Genomic DNA, 17744 nt, shown 5'->3' with positions numbered 1-17744 from the left:
CATCCGCATGACCGATACCGTCCAGATCCGCCGCGCATTGCTGTCGGTTTCCGACAAGACCGGCCTCGCCGATCTCGGCAAGGCACTGTCCGCCCGCGGCGTGGAACTGGTTTCGACCGGCGGCACCGCCAAGGCGCTGCGCGATGCCGGCCTCGCGGTGAAGGACATTTCGGAAATCACCGATTTCCCCGAGATGATGGACGGCCGGGTCAAGACGCTGCACCCCAAGGTCCACGGCGGCCTGCTGGCGGTGCGCGACAATCCCGAACATGCCAAGGCCATGGCCGATCACGAAATCGGAGCGATCGACCTGGTGGTCGTCAACCTCTATCCCTTCGAAGCCACCGTCGCCAAGGGCGCCGACCGGGACGAAGTGATCGAGAATATCGACATCGGCGGCCCGTCGATGGTGCGTTCGGCCGCGAAGAACCATGCCTTCGTCGCCATCGTCACCGATCCCAACGACTATGCGGGCCTGATCTCCGAACTGGAGACCACCGACGGCGGCACGACCTTGGCCTTCCGCAAGCTACTGGCCGCGCGCGCCTTCGCGCAGACCGCCGCTTACGATTCGATGATCTCGCAGTGGTTCGCCTTCACCGACCAGGGCCTCGAATTCCCCGAGATGCTGAGCGTCAACGGCCGCCTCGCCACCACGCTGCGCTACGGCGAGAACCCGCACCAGAAGGCCGCGCTCTACACGCCGGTCGGCCCGTTCACCAAGGGCCTGGCCCAGGGCGAGCAAGTGCAGGGCAAGGAACTGTCCTACAACAACTACAACGACGCCGACGCCGCCTTCGAACTCGCTGCCGAGTTCAAGGGCCAGGACCCGGCCGTGATCATCGTCAAGCACGCCAACCCTTGCGGCGTGGCGCAGGGTTCCAGCCTGCTCGAAGCCTGGCAGGGCGCGCTGGCTTGTGACGACGTTTCGGCCTTCGGCGGCATCGTTGCCGTGAACACCACGCTCGACGGCCCGACGGCCGAAGCGATCTGCCAGATCTTCACCGAAGTGGTCGTCGCCCCCGACGCCGACGAGGAAGCCCGCGCCTTCTTCGCCAAGAAGAAGAACCTGCGCCTGCTGCTGACCGGCGGCCTGCCCGATCCGCGCCGCCCCGGCCTGACCGTCAAGCCGATCACCGGCGGCCTGCTGGTGCAGGGCCGCGATGCCGGCGCCATCGGCGTGAGCGACCTGAAGGTCGTGACCAAGCGCGCGCCGACCGAGCAGGAACTGAAGGACTGCCTGTTCGCCTGGACCGTGGCCCGCCACGTCAAGTCGAACGCGATCGTCTATGCCAAGGACGGCGTCACTGCCGGCATCGGCGCGGGCCAGATGAACCGCCGCGATTCCTCGCGCATCGCCGCGATGAAGGCCGCCGAAGCCGCCGAGAAGTTCGGCTGGGCTCAGGCCCGCACGGTCGGCTCTGCCGTCGCTTCGGACGCGTTCTTCCCCTTCGCCGACGGCCTGCTGGCCGCTGCCGAAGCGGGCGCTACGGCTGTGATCCAGCCGGGCGGCTCGATCCGTGACGAGGAAGTCATCGCCGCTGCCGACGAGGCGGGCCTGGCCATGGTCTTCACCGGCATGCGCCACTTCAAGCACTGAGGTTCGATATTTCAGGGCCAGATTCGATCCAGGAGGCGAATATGTGGGTGATGTGGCTTGGACCGCTGGTCACCCTCGCCTTCCTGATCGGGCTGGCCACGGCGGCCGTGCTCGTGCGCCTCGGCCGCATCCGCAAGCCCCACCAGGTCATCGGCGCGCTGGCACTGCCGTTCGGTTGTGCCGCGCTGCCCGTGGCCGGGCTGGTTGTGGTCTCCGTCGCTTCGGCAGTGATCGCGCGCACGATCCCTTGACGAGATTGTGACGGTTCCCCCCGTCCACCCCGTGCGATCAACGGTTCATCGCAGAATGGGGCGCGGCTCGTCGCCATTCACTGGACGTCAAGGCGATTCGCTCCAAGTGAGCGGCACGCAATCGTACATCATCAATATGAGCTGATTTTCGTCATGGGACTCTTCAAGGCCGACTTCTACCGCTTCTTCGCCCTCGGCTTCGCCGGTGGTACGCTGCTGGTGCTGGGCGTGATGGGCATCGGAACTCACTCGATCGGCAACGGCCTCGTGCCTCCCGCCGAAGCGGCTGCGCAAGTGAACTGACCCAGGCAGGCTGATCCGGGGTCTATCGGACCCCGCGGCCTGATCCGGCGCCGTCCTGGGCGCCCCTCCAGCTTTCAATTGCACGCAGCCCTGCCAATGCCCATATGGGCGGCATGGCTAATGCGCATCATCATCACGAACATTCCGGCGAAGGCCTTGTAGAGGCTGCCCGCGCCGCCCTTCTCGATGCCGGCGAACAGTGGACCGAGATGCGCGCCGACGTCTTCGGCGCTCTGGCGGAACGCGAACGTCCGGCTTCAGCCTATGACTTGGCCGAAAGCGTCTCGGCCCTGCGCGGCAAGCGCGTGGCGCCCAACAGCGTCTATCGCATTCTCGACCTCTTCGTGCGCACCAACCTCGCCCGCCGGGTCGAGAGCGCCAACGCCTACCTCGCCAACAGCCATCCCGGCTGCCAGCACGACTGCATCTTCCTGATCTGCGATGTCTGCGGCCAAGCCGTCCATATCGACGACGACAAGCTGACCGGCGCCCTCATCGCCGCCGCCAGGCAGGCCGGTTTCGCCGGGGTGCGCCCGGTGGTCGAGCTGCGCGGAACCTGCGCCACCTGCAGCTAGGTCGGCAGGGCCTGCGAACCGGCCGCTGACGCTGGCCGGCTTCCCGCAGGATTCGCATGTCTGGCGGGGGTCGAGCGGTGCCGGAAGTTGCCGGCGATGGCTCGGAGAGTCGCAGCAAAGCAACAGGTGCCACGTTTTTCCTGTCCTTTCGGACGGCTCCGGCATATTGCCCACTGCTTAATTCGACACCAGAACATGTAGCGTGTAGAAGCAGAACATGACAGCCAACCCGGCAACGCCACTCCTCGACACCGTCGATACGCCTGACGATCTCCGCAAGCTCAAGCCTTCGGACCTGCGTCAACTGGCCGACGAACTTCGCACCGAGATGATCTCTGCCGTCGGGCAGACCGGCGGCCATCTGGGCTCGGGCCTGGGCGTGGTCGAACTGACGGTGGCGATCCACTACGTGTTCGATACGCCGGTGGACCGGCTGATCTGGGACGTGGGCCACCAGGCCTATCCCCACAAGATCCTCACCGGCCGCCGCGACCGCATTCGCACCTTGCGCCAGGGCGGCGGACTCTCCGGCTTCACCAAGCGTTCGGAAAGCGAATACGACCCCTTCGGCACGGCCCATAGCTCCACCTCGATCTCGGCCGCGCTCGGCTTTGCCGTCGCCAACAAGATCAAGGGCACGCCCGGCCGCGGCATTGCCGTGATCGGCGACGGCGCGATGAGCGCCGGCATGGCCTACGAGGCGATGAACAACGCCGCGGACGCCGGAAACCGCCTGATCGTGGTCCTCAACGACAACGACATGTCGATCGCGCCGCCGGTTGGCGGGCTGTCGTCCTATCTCGCGCGGCTCGTTTCCTCGGGCCGGTTCCTCGGCCTGCGCGACCTGGCCCGCAAGTTCGCGCGCCGCCTGCCGCGCCCGCTCCACGCCGCCGCCCGCAAGACCGACGAATTCGCCCGCGGCATGGCCATGGGCGGCACCCTGTTCGAGGAACTGGGCTTCTATTACGTTGGCCCGATCGACGGCCACGACCTCGATGCGCTGGTTCCGGTCCTGGAAAACGTGCGCGATGCCGCCGAAGGCCCGATCCTGGTCCATGTCGTGACGCAGAAGGGCAAGGGCTACGCGCCCGCCGAGGAAGCGGCCGACAAGTATCACGGCGTGCAGAAGTTCAACGTCGTCACCGGAGAGCAGGCCAAGGCCCCCGCCGGCCCGCCGAGCTACACCGGCGTCTTCGCCAAGGCGCTGGTCGCCGAGGCGGAACAGGACGACCGCATCTGCGCCATCACCGCCGCCATGCCCTCGGGCACGGGGCTCGACAAGTTCGCGCAGCAATTCCCGAACCGCAGCTTCGACGTCGGCATTGCCGAACAGCACGCGGTGACTTTCGCGGCCGGCCTGGCGGCGCAGGGCATGCGCCCGTTCTGCGCGATCTATTCCACCTTCCTCCAGCGCGCGTTCGACCAGGTGGTCCATGACGTGGCGATCCAGAACCTGCCCGTGCGCTTCGCCATCGATCGCGCCGGCCTGGTCGGTGCCGACGGTGCGACTCACGCCGGTTCGTTCGACGTTACTTACTTGGCCACCCTGCCGAACATGGTGGTCATGGCCGCGGCCGACGAGGTGGAGCTGGTCCACATGGTCCACACCGCCGCGCAGTATGACAAGGGCCCGATCGCCTTCCGCTATCCGCGCGGCAATGGCGTGGGTCTGGCCCTGCCGGAAACACCGCAGCTTCTCGAAATCGGCAAGGGCCGCGTGGTCCGCGAAGGCAGCAAGGTCGCCTTGCTCTCGCTGGGCACCCGCCTGGGCGAAGCGCTCAAGGCCGCGGACCTGCTGGACGCCAAGGGTCTTTCCACCACCGTGGCAGACTTGCGGTTCGCCAAGCCGCTGGACACCGAGCTGATTCGCAAGCTGATGCTCAGCCACGATGTGGTCGTCACCGTCGAGGAAGGCGCCATCGGCGGTCTCGGCGCCCATGTGCTCACCATGGCCAGCGACGAGGGCCTTACCGACGCGGGCCTCAAGATCCGCACCATGCGCCTGCCGGACGTGTTCCAGGACCACGACAAGCCCGAGACGCAGTACGACGAAGCCGGCCTCAATGCGCCGCAGATCGTCGACACCGTGCTCAAGGCGCTGCGCCACAACAGCGCCGGCGTGAACGAAGCCCGCGCGTAAAACGCGTAAGATCGAGGCGTGCCTGGGTTGCCGGGCACGTCCCTGGTGACGCCGCGCCCTTTTTCGTCATCAACGGGCTAGCGAAATCCGGGTCAAGCCATCGCGGACGGCCTTGCGCGCCTCTGGATCGCTTCGGACCATCACCTGCTTCCGGGTATTTTCGAGGGCCCGGGGATCATCCCCAGGCCCTCGTTTTCCTTACCAGTCGTAAGCCTTGGGCAGATAAGTCCGGTCCAGGCTCTTGTAGCGCTGTTTCAGGCGGCTCTGGTGGTTGTCGAGCGGCTGCTTGATCCCGTCGATATAGACTTCGACCGGGGCCGAGGACAGTTCGAGCGGATCGCCGTCCCAGATCACGACGTCGCCCACGGCGCCCGGCGCCAGCACGCCTTCCTTGCCGCCCATGCCGCTGATTTCGGCCGGAACCGAAGTGATCGCGGCCAGGGCCTCGCCCCATGTCAGTCCCGCCGCGCCCGGCAGCTTGTTCAGGGCCACGAGGTTGCCGGCCTGCTGCGGCGCATAGCGGGGCTGGTTGCTGCCCGCGAACATGCCGATGCCGACTTTGACGCCGGCCTTCTTCATGCGCCCGACGTTCGACTGGGTCGCCGCAAGGCTTTCGAAGCTGGCGGGAAGGTCCCGCAGCGGCATCGCGATCACCGGCACTTTGGCCGCCGCGATCTGGCTCGCCACGAGCCAGCCTTCGGTAGCCCCCACCAGGACGAGATTCAGCTTGGGAAACTCGCTCTTGAGCGCCAGCACGCTGCGGATGTCGGCTGCCCGTTCGACCCCGACGTAGAGCGGCTGGCGGCCATCGATCACCGGGGCCAGCGCCGCCGCGTCCGCGCGGGTGAGCAGGGCATCGCTGCTGCGCGCGGCCGTGGGTGCGGCCGCCAGTTCGCGTGCCTCCCGCAAGGCGCTGCGCAGGGCGACATGGGCCGCGACGCGGCTGCCGCCGGCGAGCTTGGCCCCCGCCTCGCCCAATTGCACGAACTGGAAGGCGCGCGGCAGGTTCACCGCATCGGAGCCGGCGCGAAGATCGATCAGCGCCCCCTGCCCGGCGAAGATCGAATCGCCGTTGACCGGCGCGACGCTGGCGCGGGTGACGCCGCCTTCGCGGCTCACGGCGATGTGCTCGCTGGCGGGATTGATCGCGGGAGTCACGTCGAGCGCGGCATTGAAGGGCGATTTGTCGGCCTCGGTATCGTTGCTGTTGGGCACGCCTTCCACGTCCCAGAGCCCAAGATCGGTGACGGCCGAGAACAGGCCCGGCGTCACCCACTTGCCGGTACCGTCGACGCTCTGCATCCCGGCGGGAACGGCAACGCCGGCGCCCGCGGCGACGACCTTGCCGGCCCGCACGACGACGGTGCCGTGCTCGATCGGGGCGCTGCCATCACCCGTGCCGACGGTGGCATTGGTGATCGCGAAGTCCTGCGCCGCGGCCAGGCCGGGAAGCAGGGCGGGAAGGGCGGCTGCCGTCAGGGCAGCAAGAATGGTGGCGCGGCGGCTCATTTCACGTCTCCTTCGCCGGGTTGCCCCAGTTCGAAATCGCTGACCGGGCGCCGCCGGGCATCGAGGGCGTCGAACATCAGGGCGCCGTCGATCCACACTTTCTCGGGCCGCGAATAGACCGAGAGCGGATTGCCGTTCCACAGCACCACGTCGGCCATCTTGCCCGCTTCCAGGCTGCCGGTCCTCTCGCCGATGCCCATGGTCTTGGCGGCATTGTAAGTGAACCAGCCGATGACCTTGGCATCGGGAATGTCGATGCCGATGCGGCGACCGTCGGCCTGGGCCTTGGCGGCTTCCTGGTTGAGGCGCTGGATGCCGTTCTCGTCGTCCGAGTGGATCACCACGCAAGTCCCCGCATTGGCGAGCAGCGCGGCGTTTTCGGGGATGCCGTCGTAGGCTTCCATCTTGAAGCCGTACCAGTCGGCCCAGACGGCCACGCAGATGTCGTTCTCCCGCAGGAGATCGGCGATCTTGTAGGCTTCCACCGCGTGGTGGAAGGCGGTGACCTTGTAGCCCATCTCCTTGGACATATCGATCACCTGCGCCATCTCGTCCGCGCGGTAGCAGTGGTTCTGGACCAGGATCTCGCCCTTGAGCACGCCTTCCAGCGTGTCGTTGCCAAGGTCGCGTTCGGCATGGTCGCCGTCCATGTACTGGCGCGCGTCGATCCAGGCCTGGCGGTCGACAGAGAAGTTGCCCATCCGGGTCGAGGGCTTCTGGCCCTTCTCGCCATAGACGCGCTTGGGATTCTCGCCGCAGGCCATCTTCAGCGAATAGGGCGCGCCGGGGAACTTCATGCCCTGCACGGTGATGCTGGGCACGTTCTTCAGCGTCACCGCGCGGCCGCCGATCAGGTTGCCCGAACCGGGCAGGATCTGAAGGCTGGTGACGCCCCCATTGGCAAGCGCGCGGGTGAAGCCGGGATCCTGCGGCCAGACCGAGTGCTCGGCCCAGACATCGGGCGTGGTGGGGCTGGTCATCTCGTTCCCGTCCGCCAGCGCTTCGACGCCGGGCGAAGGATAGACGCCGAGGTGCGAGTGGATGTCGATCACACCGGGAGTCACGAACTTGCCGGTACCGTCGATGCGCGCATAGCCTTCCGGGATCGGCATGTCGGCGCCGCCGACGGCCTGGAGCTTCCCGTCCCTGAACAGCACGATGCCGTTGTCGATCCGGCCGCCGCGCCCGTCATAGACAGTGGCGCCGACCAGCGCGGTGGGCGTGCCCGGATAGGACTTGTAGGTGGAGGGATAAGGATCGGCGACGATCGGCGCCGCCTTCTTGTCCTGCTTCTTCGCATCGGCGCCCGTAGCGCCCAGCGCCAGTGCCGCGCCCAGAACGAGCGTGGACGACCAGCGCCGCAATGCCGGCGATACCCTCATGTCGATTTCCCCTGTTCAAATAAGATCCGGCCCGGGAAACGCTGGGTTTCCCGGGCCGGTCGATGGTCAGTGCGGCTTGGTTACCGGGTGAAACCCGGCTTCCTGAGCCTCCAGCCCCATTTCGCTCTGGCCCGCGAGATCGCGGTCGATCGCGCGATCCTCCAGCGTGTCGATGTGCATCCAGCGCCGCACCAGCGGCGAGAGCGCCAGGACCACCACGGCAACGCCGATCGTGGTCCAGCCGATCGTGGAATAGATCCCCAGCGTGACTTCCTTGTCCATCACGCCGCTTTCGCCGCCGGTGGCCTCGCCGATCTTGCCGGCCACGAAGTTGCCCACGGCGGTCATGTAGAACCACGCGCCCATGATGAAGCTGCCGAGGTGCAGCGGCGAGAGGCGGGTCATCGCGGACAGGCCCACGGGCGAAAGGCACAGCTCGCCGGTGGTGTGCAGCGCATAGATCAGGAACACGAAGAGCACCGAGGTCATTGCCGCCGGATCGCCGCTGTTCGCACCCCAGACGAAGACCAGGAAGCCGAGGCCGACCTGGATCAGCGCCAGGCCGAACTTGGCCGGAGCCGAAGGCTCCAGGCCCTTGCGGCCAAGGAACTGCCAGAGCGCCGCGAAGATCGGGCCGAACAGCACGATGTAGATCGGGTTGATCGACTGGAACAGGCTGGTCGGCACGCCGCCGCGGTCCACGAACTTGTCGGTATAGAGGCTTAGCGAACCGCCGGCCTGCTCGAACAGGCCCCAGAAGATCGGATTGAGCGCGATCAGGAACAGGATCGCGAAGATACGCTCGCGGGGTTCCTTGGGCAGCTTGAACGCCTCGTACAGCGTGTAGCCCAGCATGGCGATGCCGGAGACCACCAGCAGCGACTGGATCACGCTGACGTATTGGATCAGGGTCCAGATCACCGCGACCGAACCGAGGCCGATGCCGTAAAGCGTCAGTTCGCCCTTCTTCGCCAGCGGCCTGGGCGGTTCGCCCCGGCCCTTCAAGGCGGGACGGCCGGCCACGAAGATCAGCAGGCCAAGCAGCATGCCGATGCCGGCGAGGCCGAAGCCCCAGGACCAGCCAATCGTCTCGCCCAGGTAGCCGACCAGGATCGTACCCAGCGCGGCGCCCGTGTTCACGCCCATGTAGAAGATCGTATAGGCCGAATCGCGGCGGGAATCGGTCATCTTGTAGAGCTGGCCGACGATCACCGAGATGTTCGCCTTGAGGAAGCCGGAGCCGACGATGATCAGCGCCAGCGCCAGCCAGAACACGTTGATGGCCGGGTCCGCCTGCTTCACCGCCGGATCGGCGACGCCGTGCATGCCCTCATAGGCCATGAACAGATGGCCCACGGCCAGGACGATGCCGCCGAACAGCACGGCCTTGCGCTGGCCGAGATAGCGGTCGGCCAGATAGCCGCCAAGCACCGGGGTGATGTAGACCAGGCTGGTATAGGCGCCGTAGATCAGGTTGGCGCTGCCGTCATTGAACAGCCAGAACTTGGTAAGGTACAGGATCAGCAGGGCGCGCATGCCGTAGTAGGAGAAACGCTCCCACATTTCGGCATAGAACAGCACGAACAGACCGCGAGGATGGCCGACGAATTCGTCGCTCTTGCGCGTGGCGATGACGCCGCCGATGGCCAGCACGGCAAACAGGAGAATGGCGCCGATCGCGGCAATCCAGTCTCCCTCGTTCCAGGTTGCTATTTCTTTCATGCGCCCTTCTTTTGTCCTGTCGCCCGAAAAGCTTGTCTCGCAAGCTTGAAAGCGGGAACGTTAGCGGCCAAATCGGGCATGTAAATGGGGTGAGGACACGCAAAAGGGCGGCCTGGCAGGCGGGAACCGACGGGTTTTCCCTACCTCCGGTGAGCCATTGCGCGAAAACCACCGGAATGGCATTTTCTTGAGATGACGGAACCAAGTCACGCGAAATATTATGATTCGCAGTGACCTCGGGAATTTTCCGAAGGGCATTTTGAAAGGGAAGCACGCGATGATCAGATCCGAACTGCTGCTTGCTATGGCCAAGGAGAACCCCGAGCTGCGCGCAGAGGATGTCGAGCGCGCCGTGGACACGTTCTTCGACGAGATCGCCCAGCGCCTGGCTGACGGCGGCCGCGTGGAACTGCGCGGTTTCGGTGCTTTCTCCACCCGCCACCGCGAAGGCCGCACCGGCCGCAACCCGCGCACCGGCGAAAGCGTGGACGTGCCGGAAAAGCGCGTGCCCTATTTCAAGCCCGGCAAGGAAATGCGGGCCCGTCTCAACGTCGAGTAAAGTGGTGAACCGGGCGGCATAACGCGTTCATCGCGGTTGCCCCGCCGCGCGCGATCTGCCAGATCGCGCGCACCGATCATCGTGCGGACGTGGCGGAATGGTAGACGCAGGGGACTTAAAATCCCTTGATCCTTGATCGTGCGGGTTCGAGTCCCGCCGTCCGTACCAGGATTGCTTTCGAAGCCGGCCGTCAGCGGCCGAAGCCGCGCAGCCAAATCCGGCGAGGCTTCGCCCGGCCGCCCGGCCCGGACTTCATCACCCGCGACCGGAACAGCCGCGCGCCGCCGCGCACCAGCAGTGCCACCCAGAGCACCTGCCAGCCGATGGCCATGATATGCGGCAGCAGCGCGGGATCCCGCGCCGCGCGCGCGAGCATCGCGAAAGGCGAGCTGAAGGGCACGAGCACCGCGGCGATCTCCACCGCGCTGCCCGGCTGGGTCATCGCGAAACTGGCGAAGAAGAATACCATGAGCTGCGCCATGGTCACCGGCATGGACAGGGTCTGCACTTCGCGCACGGTCGTCGCCATGGAGCCGATAGCCAGGAAGACCGAGCCGAGCAGCAGATAGGCCATAGCGAAGTAGATCACGCCCAGGCCGATCAGCAGCGGCCAGCCGACGGCCGGATCGGGCAGTCTTTCCGGCGATATCCCTCCCCCGAGCCAGAGCAGGCCGCCCGCCGCCGCCCAGGTTGCGATACCTACCAGCGAGACGCCGAGCATGGCAAAGAGCTTGCCCAGGAACACCGCGTCCATCGGCACGGCGGCCGCCAGCACTTCAATGATCTTGTTGCCCTTTTCCTCCACGAGGTTGGACAGGACCATGCCTGCCAGCATCATCGTCAGCAGGAACAGCAGGGTCTGCGCCCCTTGCGCCGTGGCGAAGCGCCCCTTGCGTTCGGCCGCACTGCTGCGCACGACCGGCTGCAGCGCCACGGCCGGATAGCTCAGTGCCGCTCCCGAATGAACCTGGGCGGAGAGCATCGCCACCGGCCCGCCCCAGGCCTGGATCAGGCCCTCCGGACCGGTCAGGACCGGCGCGGCCGGCGTCCCCGTCAGTATCGCGGCAGCGCTGGCGTTGTGCGAGGACAATGCCTGGCGGGCGTCGTAGCGTTCGCCTGGGGCCAGCCTGCGGAGCACCACCAGCCTGGGCAGGTCGTCACCAAGCGCGGGCGCAAGCTGGGCGCGGGCGCGCTCGAGCGCCGCTGCGTCCGCCGCCTGCATGACCACGCCCAGCACCGGGCGTTCCTGGCTGGCATCCACGCGCGATCCCAGGCTGCCCGCCAGCACCGCGATGACGGCGGGGAACAGCGGCCCCAACAGGAAGAAGAAGAAGCTGCGGCTGAACAGGATCGCCGTGAAGTCGCGCCGGGCGACGACCCAGGCGGCAGCGAGGACGGAAAGACGGCCGGAACCCTGCCTCATCGCCTGTCCTCCAGTCCGGGGCTGGCCGCAAGGTCGCGCGCGGCGGCCTCTCCGGCAATGGCGACGAAAGCATCGTGCAGACCCGCCCGCTCGATCGACAGCGAGAGAATGCCCGCATCGCCTTCGATCAGGGCGCGCAGCAAGGGCTCCACACCGCCTTCCGGCAGCGAGAAGTGCCACACCGCCCCCTCGCGCCGGGCATCGGCCGGCAGGGCCGCTCTCCACAAGCCGTCCTGCGCGCGCGTTTCGAGGCGGACCTGCTGGGGGATGCGATCGCGGGCCACGTCCACCGGGCCGGCAAAGGGCACCTTGCCGCCGGCGATGATCGCCACGTCGTCGCAGAGCCGCTCGGCATGGGCGATGACGTGGGTGGAGAAGATCACCGTCGTCCCGCCTTCGGCGAGCTGGCGGATCATGCGCTCCAGCTTGCCCTGGTTCAGCGCGTCGAGACCCGAAAACGGCTCGTCCAGAATCACCAGGCGCGGCTGGTGAACCAGCGTGCCCAGGATCTGCACTTGCTGCGCCATGCCCTTGGAGAGCTGCCGAATCTGCCGGTCCGCGGCATGGCCGAGGCCGTGGCGTTCGAGCAGCTCGTGCGCGCGCCGCCGCCCTTCCCGCAGCGGCAGCCCGCGCAAGGCGCCAAGGAAAGCGATGGCCTCGGTGGCTTTCATCGCGGGATAGAGGCCGCGTTCCTCGGGCAGGTAGCCAATGGCGTGGGCAACGTCGTGCGGGCGCTCGGAGCCCAGAATCCTGCGGATGCCGGCATCGGGATCGATGATGCCGAGCAGCATGCGCAGGGTCGTGGTCTTGCCGGCGCCATTGGGCCCCAGAATGCCGTAGACGGCCCCCATCGGCACCCGGAGATCGACACCGTCGACGGCCGCGAACCCATCGAAACGCTTCACCAGCCCCTGTGCCTCAATGGCGAGGGAGGGCATGGGGGAAGGCGCCGAGGAAAGTGCTTCCGAGTTGCTGGCCAAGGACCAATCTCCTACTGCGACGTTCATTCAAGGCACCCGCTGGCCGTTTCCAAGGCCTGCCTATGAACCGAAGAGTCCGCAAGCTTGGTTAACGATGCGCTGAATGTCCTGACCCGCGATCTCGAGGCGCAAGCCCGCGAGCTGGGATTCTGCGCCTTCGGCATAGCCTCGGCCGAAGAGGATGCGGACCGGGCGGCGCGGCTGGATTCCTGGCTGGCGGAGGGCATGGAAGGTTCGATGGGATGGATGGCGGAGCGCGCCCATCACCGCCGCTCGCCGCAAGGGCTCTGGCCCGAGGCGCGGCGGGTGATCGCGCTGGGCATCAGCTACGCCCCCGCAAGCGATCCTCTGCAGCTGGCCGAAGTGCCGGAAATCGGCCGCATCTCGGTCTATGCGCAAGGCGCGGACTACCACGACTGGGTCAAGAAGGCGCTCAAGAACCTGGCGCGCTGGCTGGTTTCGGAAGCCGACCGGCGCGGGCTGGGTCCGGCGGGCGTGAAAGTCTTCACCGATACTGCGCCGGTCATGGAAAAGCCGCTGGCCGCCGCCGCCGGGCTGGGCTGGCAGGGCAAGCACACCAATCTCGTCAGCCGCGAGCATGGATCCTGGCTCTTCCTGGGCGAGATCTACACCACGCTGGACCTGCCGCTGTCCGCCGAGGGTCGCGATCGCTGCGGTTCGTGCCGGGCTTGCCAGGACGTCTGCCCGACCCAGGCCTTTCCGGCGCCCTACCGCCTCGATGCCCGGCGCTGCGTCAGCTACCTCACCATCGAGCACAAAGGCCCGATCCCGGAAGAATTCCGTGTGGGGCTGGGCAATCGCATCTATGGCTGCGACGATTGCCTGGCGGTCTGCCCGTGGAACAAGTTCGCAGAGACCGCCAGCCGCCTGAAAGCCTTCCTGCCGCGCGCGGAACTGACCGCGCCCGAGCTGGCCGACCTGCTGACACTGGACGATGCAGGGTTCCGCCAGCTGTTCTCCGGCTCCCCGATCAAGCGCATCGGCCGCGACCGCTTCGTGCGCAATTGTCTCTATGCGGCCGGAAACAGCGGGAGCACCGCGCTGATGGCGCAAGTGCGGCCCCTGCTGGACGACCCGGACCCCGCCATCGCCGAAGCCGCGCAATGGGCCGCCGTGCGCCTCGGCACCTCCCCGCCGCCCGGCGAGGAGGATGGTCCGGCGGTTACAGCAGTTCCTTGAGCGGCTTTTCCTTGTCGGCCAGCGCCGCGAGATCGGGTTTGGCACCCGCTTCCACCAGCTTGCGGCCCTGGACATAGTCCTTCACCGCGTTCACGCAGTCGAGCGCCAGGACCTTGCCTTCCTTGAGGTAGATCACCGAGAAGCTGCGGTCCTCGGGATTGCCCCGGATCACCGTCTGGTCGAAGCCCAGGTTGATGCCCGCCGTCTGCAGCCGCAGGTCGTACTGGTTGGACCAGAACCACGGGAACGCCTTGTAGGGCTTGGCATCGCCGCAGATCGCCTTGGCCACGCACGTCGCCATGTCGTTGGCGTTCTGCACCGATTCCACGCGCATCACCGTGCCGCCCGCAAAGTCGCAGGCAAAAGCCGCACAGTCGCCGATGGCATAGATGTCCGGCAGCGAGGTGCGGCAATATTCGTCCACGTCCACGCCGTTGGCTCCGGCCGCGCCGGCCAGGATCAGCGGCCCGACCGCCGGGACGATGCCGATGCCCACGATCACCGCCTCGGCGCTCAGGACTTCGCCGCCGGCAAGCTGCACGCCGGTGACCTTGTGGCCATCGCCCACCAGGCAATCGACCGCGACGCCGGTGCGCAGGTCGACGCCGTGCGTCCGGTGCTCGTCTTGGTAGAATTCCGAGAGCGGCTCCCCGGCCACGCGCGCCAGCACCCGCGGCAGCGCTTCCAGCAGCGTGACCTTGAGGCCCATCTTCGAGAGCACTGCCGCCGCTTCGAGGCCGATGTAGCCGCCGCCGATCACGACCACGTTCTTCGTGCCCGCATCGATTTCGGCCATCAGCGTGTCGCAATCCTCGCGGGTGCGCACGGCATGGACCCCGGCCAGATCCGCGCCCGAGCACGACAGCCGGCGCGGATCGCCGCCCGTCGCCCAGACCAGCTTGCCGTAGCCGTAAGTCTCACCGTCCGAGAGCGCGAGTTCCTGCGCCGCCGGATCGACTTTGGTCACTTCGGTGCCGAGCTTGAAGGTGATCTCCTTCTCGGCCCAGAACGTCGGCGGGCGGATGTAGAGACGGTCGAAGGTCTTCTCGCGCGCGAAGTATTCCTTGGAGAGCGGCGGCCGCTCGTAAGGATGCTCCGGCTCGCGGCCGATGACGGTGATGGTCCCCTCGAAACCGTTCTGGCGAAGGGCGATCGCGCATTGCGCACCGCCGTGCCCGGCTCCCACGATAACGACGTCTGCCTTGCTCATGGCCGGTTGGGTTCCAGCAATTTTGCCTCCGGGTCAATGCCCCGGCACGAAATTGAATTGCCGTGGAAGACGATATCGCGATTTCGAAGGACGGCCCTCAGGCCCGAGCTTCCTCGAAGGCACCCATCGTCAGTTCCAGCGAACGGATCTGGGCATCGGGATCGAAGATCGCGCCGGAAACGATCAGCTCGTCCGCCTGGGTGCGCTCCACGAAGGCCCTGATCTCGTCCCGCACCCGCGCCGGGGTGCCCACCGCGCTGACCGAGCGCACTTGCTCCAGCATCGCCTTGGCGGCGCCCGGCAACCCTTCGCGATAATCGCGGATCGGCGGCGGCAGGCGGCCGGGCGACCCGGTGCGCAGGGCGACGAAGCTCTGGTCCGTGGAGGAGGCAAGATAGCGCGCCTCCTCGTCGGTATCGGCGGCGACGACATTGATGCCGGCCATGAAGTGCGGCTTGTCCAGCACTTTGCCGGGCTCGAAGCGCTCGCGGTAGATCCGGGCGGCCTCATCGAGCATGGCGGGCGCGAAGTGCGAGGCGAAAGCATAGGGCAGGCCGAGCATGGCCGCGAGTTGGGCACCGAACAGGCTGGAGCCGAGGATCCACATCTGCACGTCCGCGCCGTCGGCCTGGGGCGAGGAAACGCCGCCCACCGCCTGTCCGGCGAAGCGGGCCTGGAGTTCCACGACATCCTGCGGGAACCGCTCGGACGCGCCGTGGATGTCCTTGCGCAGGGCATTGGCGAGCCGCCCGTCCGCACCCGCCGCGCGGCCGAGGCCAAGGTCGACGCGGCCGGGGAACAGCGCAGCCAGCGTGCCGAACTGCTCGGCGATGATGTAGGGCGTGTGATTGGGCAGCATGATGCCGCCCGCGCCGATGCGGATCGTGGAGGTGGCCGCGCCGATATGCGCGAGCACGACCGACGTGGCTCCGCCCGCGATCCCGTCCATGCCGTGGTGTTCCGCCACCCAGTAGCGCGAATAGCCGGCCTTTTCGGCGGCCTGCGCGGTGCGGGCGGAAATGGCGAGCGCTTCGGCGACAGTGCCGCCTTCGCGCACGGAGACGAGATCGAGGACGGAGAGTGGCGTCATGGCTTCGATGTTCCTTCCGGCCCAAGCTGGGCGAGATATTCCTTGGCGGTGGCGGCGGACGGGCTTTCAGGACTCATCGTGACCACGGAGTTCCAGCTGCGCCGGGCGGCATCGTCGCGCCCGCCGAGCACGGCGATCACGCCAGCTTCCAGCCCGATCTCCGCATCCTGCGGGGCGAGCTGCGCAGCCTTCTCGATCTGGGTCTGTGCCTCGATCAACTGCTTCTGGCGGCGCGCAAGCGTGGCGGAGAGCAGCCAGGCCTGCGGATTGTCGGGATCGGCGGTGCGGGCATCGGCAAGCGCCCGCCCGGCTTCCTCGTTCTGGCCCAGCGAGACGAGCGCGCGGGCGCGGTCGAGCGCGATGGACGCGCCGAGCGAGCCGTCGCTGGCGGTCTTGGCCTCCACTGCGGCGGGCGCCAGCAGGGTCAGCGCCTCGCCTGCCTTGCCGTCGGCCAGGGCGGCATTGCCCGCCATGGCGCCCAGCCGGGCGCGGCTGAGATGGTCGCCGGGATCGGCGGCATCACGGGCCTGGACGAAGACCGTGCGCGCCTCGGCCCAGCGGTCGAGATCGGCCAGCGCCACGCCCAGGCACAACCCCGCACGCACGCGCTCGCGGCCCTGGGCGCTGGAAAGCGCCTTGCGCGCCACTTCGGCCGAGCGCTCGGGATCGGCCTCCACCGCCAGCAGGCAGCCGTTCTCGGCGCGGAGCGGCAAAGGCCCTGCGAACTGCGCCGATTCGGTGCGGCGCTTGCGTTCCTCGTCCTCCTTCTTCTCGACGATCTCACGCGGGAGCGCCGAGGCGTAAGGGCTGGAAATGCCCCCCGCGTCGAGGGTGGATTGCATCAGCATGAGGGGAAGAAGGATGGGCATGGAAAGACGGTCCTAGCAGGATCAGGGCAGGATCAAGCCGCCGGATCGCGGGCGAGGACCAGTTCGGCAACCGTGCGGAGAAGCAGGTGGATGTCGGACTCGCGCGAGAGGCGGTGGTCACCGTCCTTGATCAGCGCGACCTGCACGTCGGCTGAACGCAGGCGCTCGGCCAGTTTCACCGAAACGTCCCAGGGCACCTCGGCGTCGCGCTGGCCGTGCAGCAGGCGAACCGGACCGTCGAAGGCGATTTCCTTGCCGAGCATGAGGTTGGCCTGGCCGTCCGCCCAGAAACCGGGGTGAGTGGGGGTAGGTTCGGGACCGTAGGGATTGTCTTCCCAGAGCGTTTCGCCATCCGCCAGAATGTTCTTGTCCATCTGGGCGATGCCCCAGTCGGTGAAGTCCGGCGCGGCCGCCACGCCGATCAGGCCGCGCACCTTGCCGGCCAGCGCCTCTGCCACCATCAGCATGAGCCAGCCGCCCATGGACGAGCCCACCAGCACCACCTGTTCCAGCGCGGCGGCGGCGATCACGGCAAGGACCTCGTCCCGCCAGCGGGAGAGCGTGCCTTCGGCGAAATCGCCCGGACTGTCGCCGCAGCCGGAATAGTCGAGCAGCAGGCAGGGGCGGCCGCTGGCCTGGGCCATCTCGAACAGGGCCGTGGCCTTGCTGCCCGCCATGTCCGACATGTAGCCGGGCAGGAACACGATCGTGGGGCCGGTGCCGGGGGTGAAACGGTGGGCGATACGGCGCCCGTCGGGCAGCTCCAGATAACGTGTCTCGGTCATGGCCGCCCATCTGGGGTCGCGCGGCAGCGAGGACAAGGCCCGGATATCGGCAGAGTTCCGGTTGCGGCCCACACCGATCGCGGCTTAAGAGGCCATCTGGAATTTGCCGAGGGCGAATTTGGCGGACAGGCGCCGATCGTAAGATG

General features: G+C 67.3%; 16 protein-coding genes and 1 tRNA gene. 8 read left to right on the top strand and 9 right to left on the bottom strand.

The genetic code is table 11. The features are described from left to right. Nucleotides 1–7 precede the first annotated feature (7 nt). From purH to dxs, 5 genes are all read left to right on the top strand, one after another. Nucleotides 8–1600 carry a bifunctional phosphoribosylaminoimidazolecarboxamide formyltransferase/IMP cyclohydrolase gene (purH, locus tag AC1VV3_RS10365; protein WP_465127736.1) on the top strand — a complete coding sequence of 531 codons (1593 nt, stop codon included), beginning with the start codon at nt 8–10 and terminating at the stop codon, nt 1598–1600. Between the two features lie 41 nt (nt 1601–1641). Then, complete coding sequence (locus AC1VV3_RS10360; protein ID WP_132269731.1) at nt 1642–1851, top strand: hypothetical protein; 210 nt, start codon at nt 1642–1644, stop codon at nt 1849–1851. 153 nt (nt 1852–2004) lie between these two features. After that, a complete protein-coding gene (locus tag AC1VV3_RS10355; RefSeq protein ID WP_165921541.1) occupies nt 2005–2154 on the top strand; it encodes a hypothetical protein in 150 nt (49 codons plus the stop codon). A gap of 104 nt (nt 2155–2258) precedes the next feature. Beyond that, nucleotides 2259–2729: a Fur family transcriptional regulator gene (locus AC1VV3_RS10350; RefSeq protein WP_442047377.1), complete on the top strand. Its 471-nt coding sequence runs from the start codon at nt 2259–2261 to the stop codon at nt 2727–2729. 217 nt (nt 2730–2946) lie between these two features. Beyond that, nucleotides 2947–4869 (top strand): 1-deoxy-D-xylulose-5-phosphate synthase, encoded by a 1923-nt coding sequence (dxs, locus tag AC1VV3_RS10345; protein ID WP_314469073.1) that lies wholly within the window; start codon nt 2947–2949, stop codon nt 4867–4869. A 198-nt stretch (nt 4870–5067) separates the two neighbouring features. Here dxs and AC1VV3_RS10340 read toward each other — a convergent pair whose 3' ends face one another. The 3 genes from AC1VV3_RS10340 to AC1VV3_RS10330 all read right to left on the bottom strand — a co-directional run bounded on the left by AC1VV3_RS10340 (nt 5068) and on the right by AC1VV3_RS10330 (nt 9482). After that, a complete protein-coding gene (locus tag AC1VV3_RS10340; RefSeq protein ID WP_465127735.1) occupies nt 5068–6378 on the bottom strand; it encodes an amidohydrolase family protein in 1311 nt (436 codons plus the stop codon). Next, complete coding sequence (locus AC1VV3_RS10335; RefSeq protein WP_314469071.1) at nt 6375–7760, bottom strand: amidohydrolase; 1386 nt, start codon at nt 7758–7760, stop codon at nt 6375–6377. Before AC1VV3_RS10335 ends, AC1VV3_RS10340 begins: the two co-directional genes overlap by 4 nt. Nucleotides 7761–7826: 66 nt before the next feature. Then, nucleotides 7827–9482: a peptide MFS transporter gene (locus tag AC1VV3_RS10330; RefSeq protein ID WP_482961683.1), complete on the bottom strand. Its 1656-nt coding sequence runs from the start codon at nt 9480–9482 to the stop codon at nt 7827–7829. A gap of 277 nt (nt 9483–9759) precedes the next feature. On the opposite strand from AC1VV3_RS10330, the gene AC1VV3_RS10325 reads away from it, so the two are divergent. Both AC1VV3_RS10325 and AC1VV3_RS10320 read left to right on the top strand, forming a co-directional pair. Continuing rightward, nucleotides 9760–10041, top strand: a complete 282-nt coding sequence (locus tag AC1VV3_RS10325; RefSeq protein ID WP_132269721.1) for an integration host factor subunit beta — start codon at nt 9760–9762, stop codon at nt 10039–10041. 83 nt (nt 10042–10124) lie between these two features. Continuing rightward, nucleotides 10125–10209: transfer RNA gene (locus tag AC1VV3_RS10320), tRNA-Leu, on the top strand. A 22-nt stretch (nt 10210–10231) separates the two neighbouring features. On the opposite strand, the gene AC1VV3_RS10315 is transcribed toward AC1VV3_RS10320, so the two are convergent. Together AC1VV3_RS10315 and AC1VV3_RS10310 are read right to left on the bottom strand one after the other, a co-directional pair. Further along, complete coding sequence (locus tag AC1VV3_RS10315) at nt 10232–11464, bottom strand: ABC transporter permease (protein WP_465127733.1); 1233 nt, start codon at nt 11462–11464, stop codon at nt 10232–10234. Then, entirely contained in the window at nt 11461–12402 is a 942-nt protein-coding gene (locus AC1VV3_RS10310) for an ABC transporter ATP-binding protein (protein ID WP_482962089.1), read from the bottom strand. The genes AC1VV3_RS10315 and AC1VV3_RS10310 overlap by 4 nt, the downstream gene beginning before the upstream one ends. Nucleotides 12403–12528: 126 nt before the next feature. On the opposite strand from AC1VV3_RS10310, the gene queG reads away from it, so the two are divergent. After that, nucleotides 12529–13644 (top strand): tRNA epoxyqueuosine(34) reductase QueG, encoded by a 1116-nt coding sequence (gene queG, locus AC1VV3_RS10305; RefSeq protein ID WP_482961682.1) that lies wholly within the window; start codon nt 12529–12531, stop codon nt 13642–13644. Here queG and AC1VV3_RS10300 read toward each other — a convergent pair. From AC1VV3_RS10300 to AC1VV3_RS10285, 4 genes are all read right to left on the bottom strand, one after another. Beyond that, nucleotides 13628–14854, bottom strand: coding sequence for an NAD(P)/FAD-dependent oxidoreductase (locus AC1VV3_RS10300; protein WP_465127732.1), 1227 nt, complete (start codon nt 14852–14854; stop codon nt 13628–13630). The two genes, queG and AC1VV3_RS10300, sit on opposite strands and share 17 nt — an antisense overlap. Nucleotides 14855–14951: 97 nt before the next feature. Then, complete coding sequence (locus AC1VV3_RS10295) at nt 14952–15944, bottom strand: LLM class flavin-dependent oxidoreductase (protein WP_132269712.1); 993 nt, start codon at nt 15942–15944, stop codon at nt 14952–14954. Continuing rightward, nucleotides 15941–16813 carry a tetratricopeptide repeat protein gene (locus AC1VV3_RS10290; protein WP_465127731.1) on the bottom strand — a complete coding sequence of 291 codons (873 nt, stop codon included), beginning with the start codon at nt 16811–16813 and terminating at the stop codon, nt 15941–15943. Before AC1VV3_RS10290 ends, AC1VV3_RS10295 begins: the two co-directional genes overlap by 4 nt. A gap of 32 nt (nt 16814–16845) precedes the next feature. After that, nucleotides 16846–17598 carry an alpha/beta hydrolase gene (locus AC1VV3_RS10285; RefSeq protein WP_314469060.1) on the bottom strand — a complete coding sequence of 251 codons (753 nt, stop codon included), beginning with the start codon at nt 17596–17598 and terminating at the stop codon, nt 16846–16848. Nucleotides 17599–17744 lie beyond the last annotated feature (146 nt).

Source organism: Novosphingobium sp. BL-S-34 (assembly GCF_056857015.1).
This window is presented reverse-complemented; position numbering and strand designations above follow the sequence as displayed.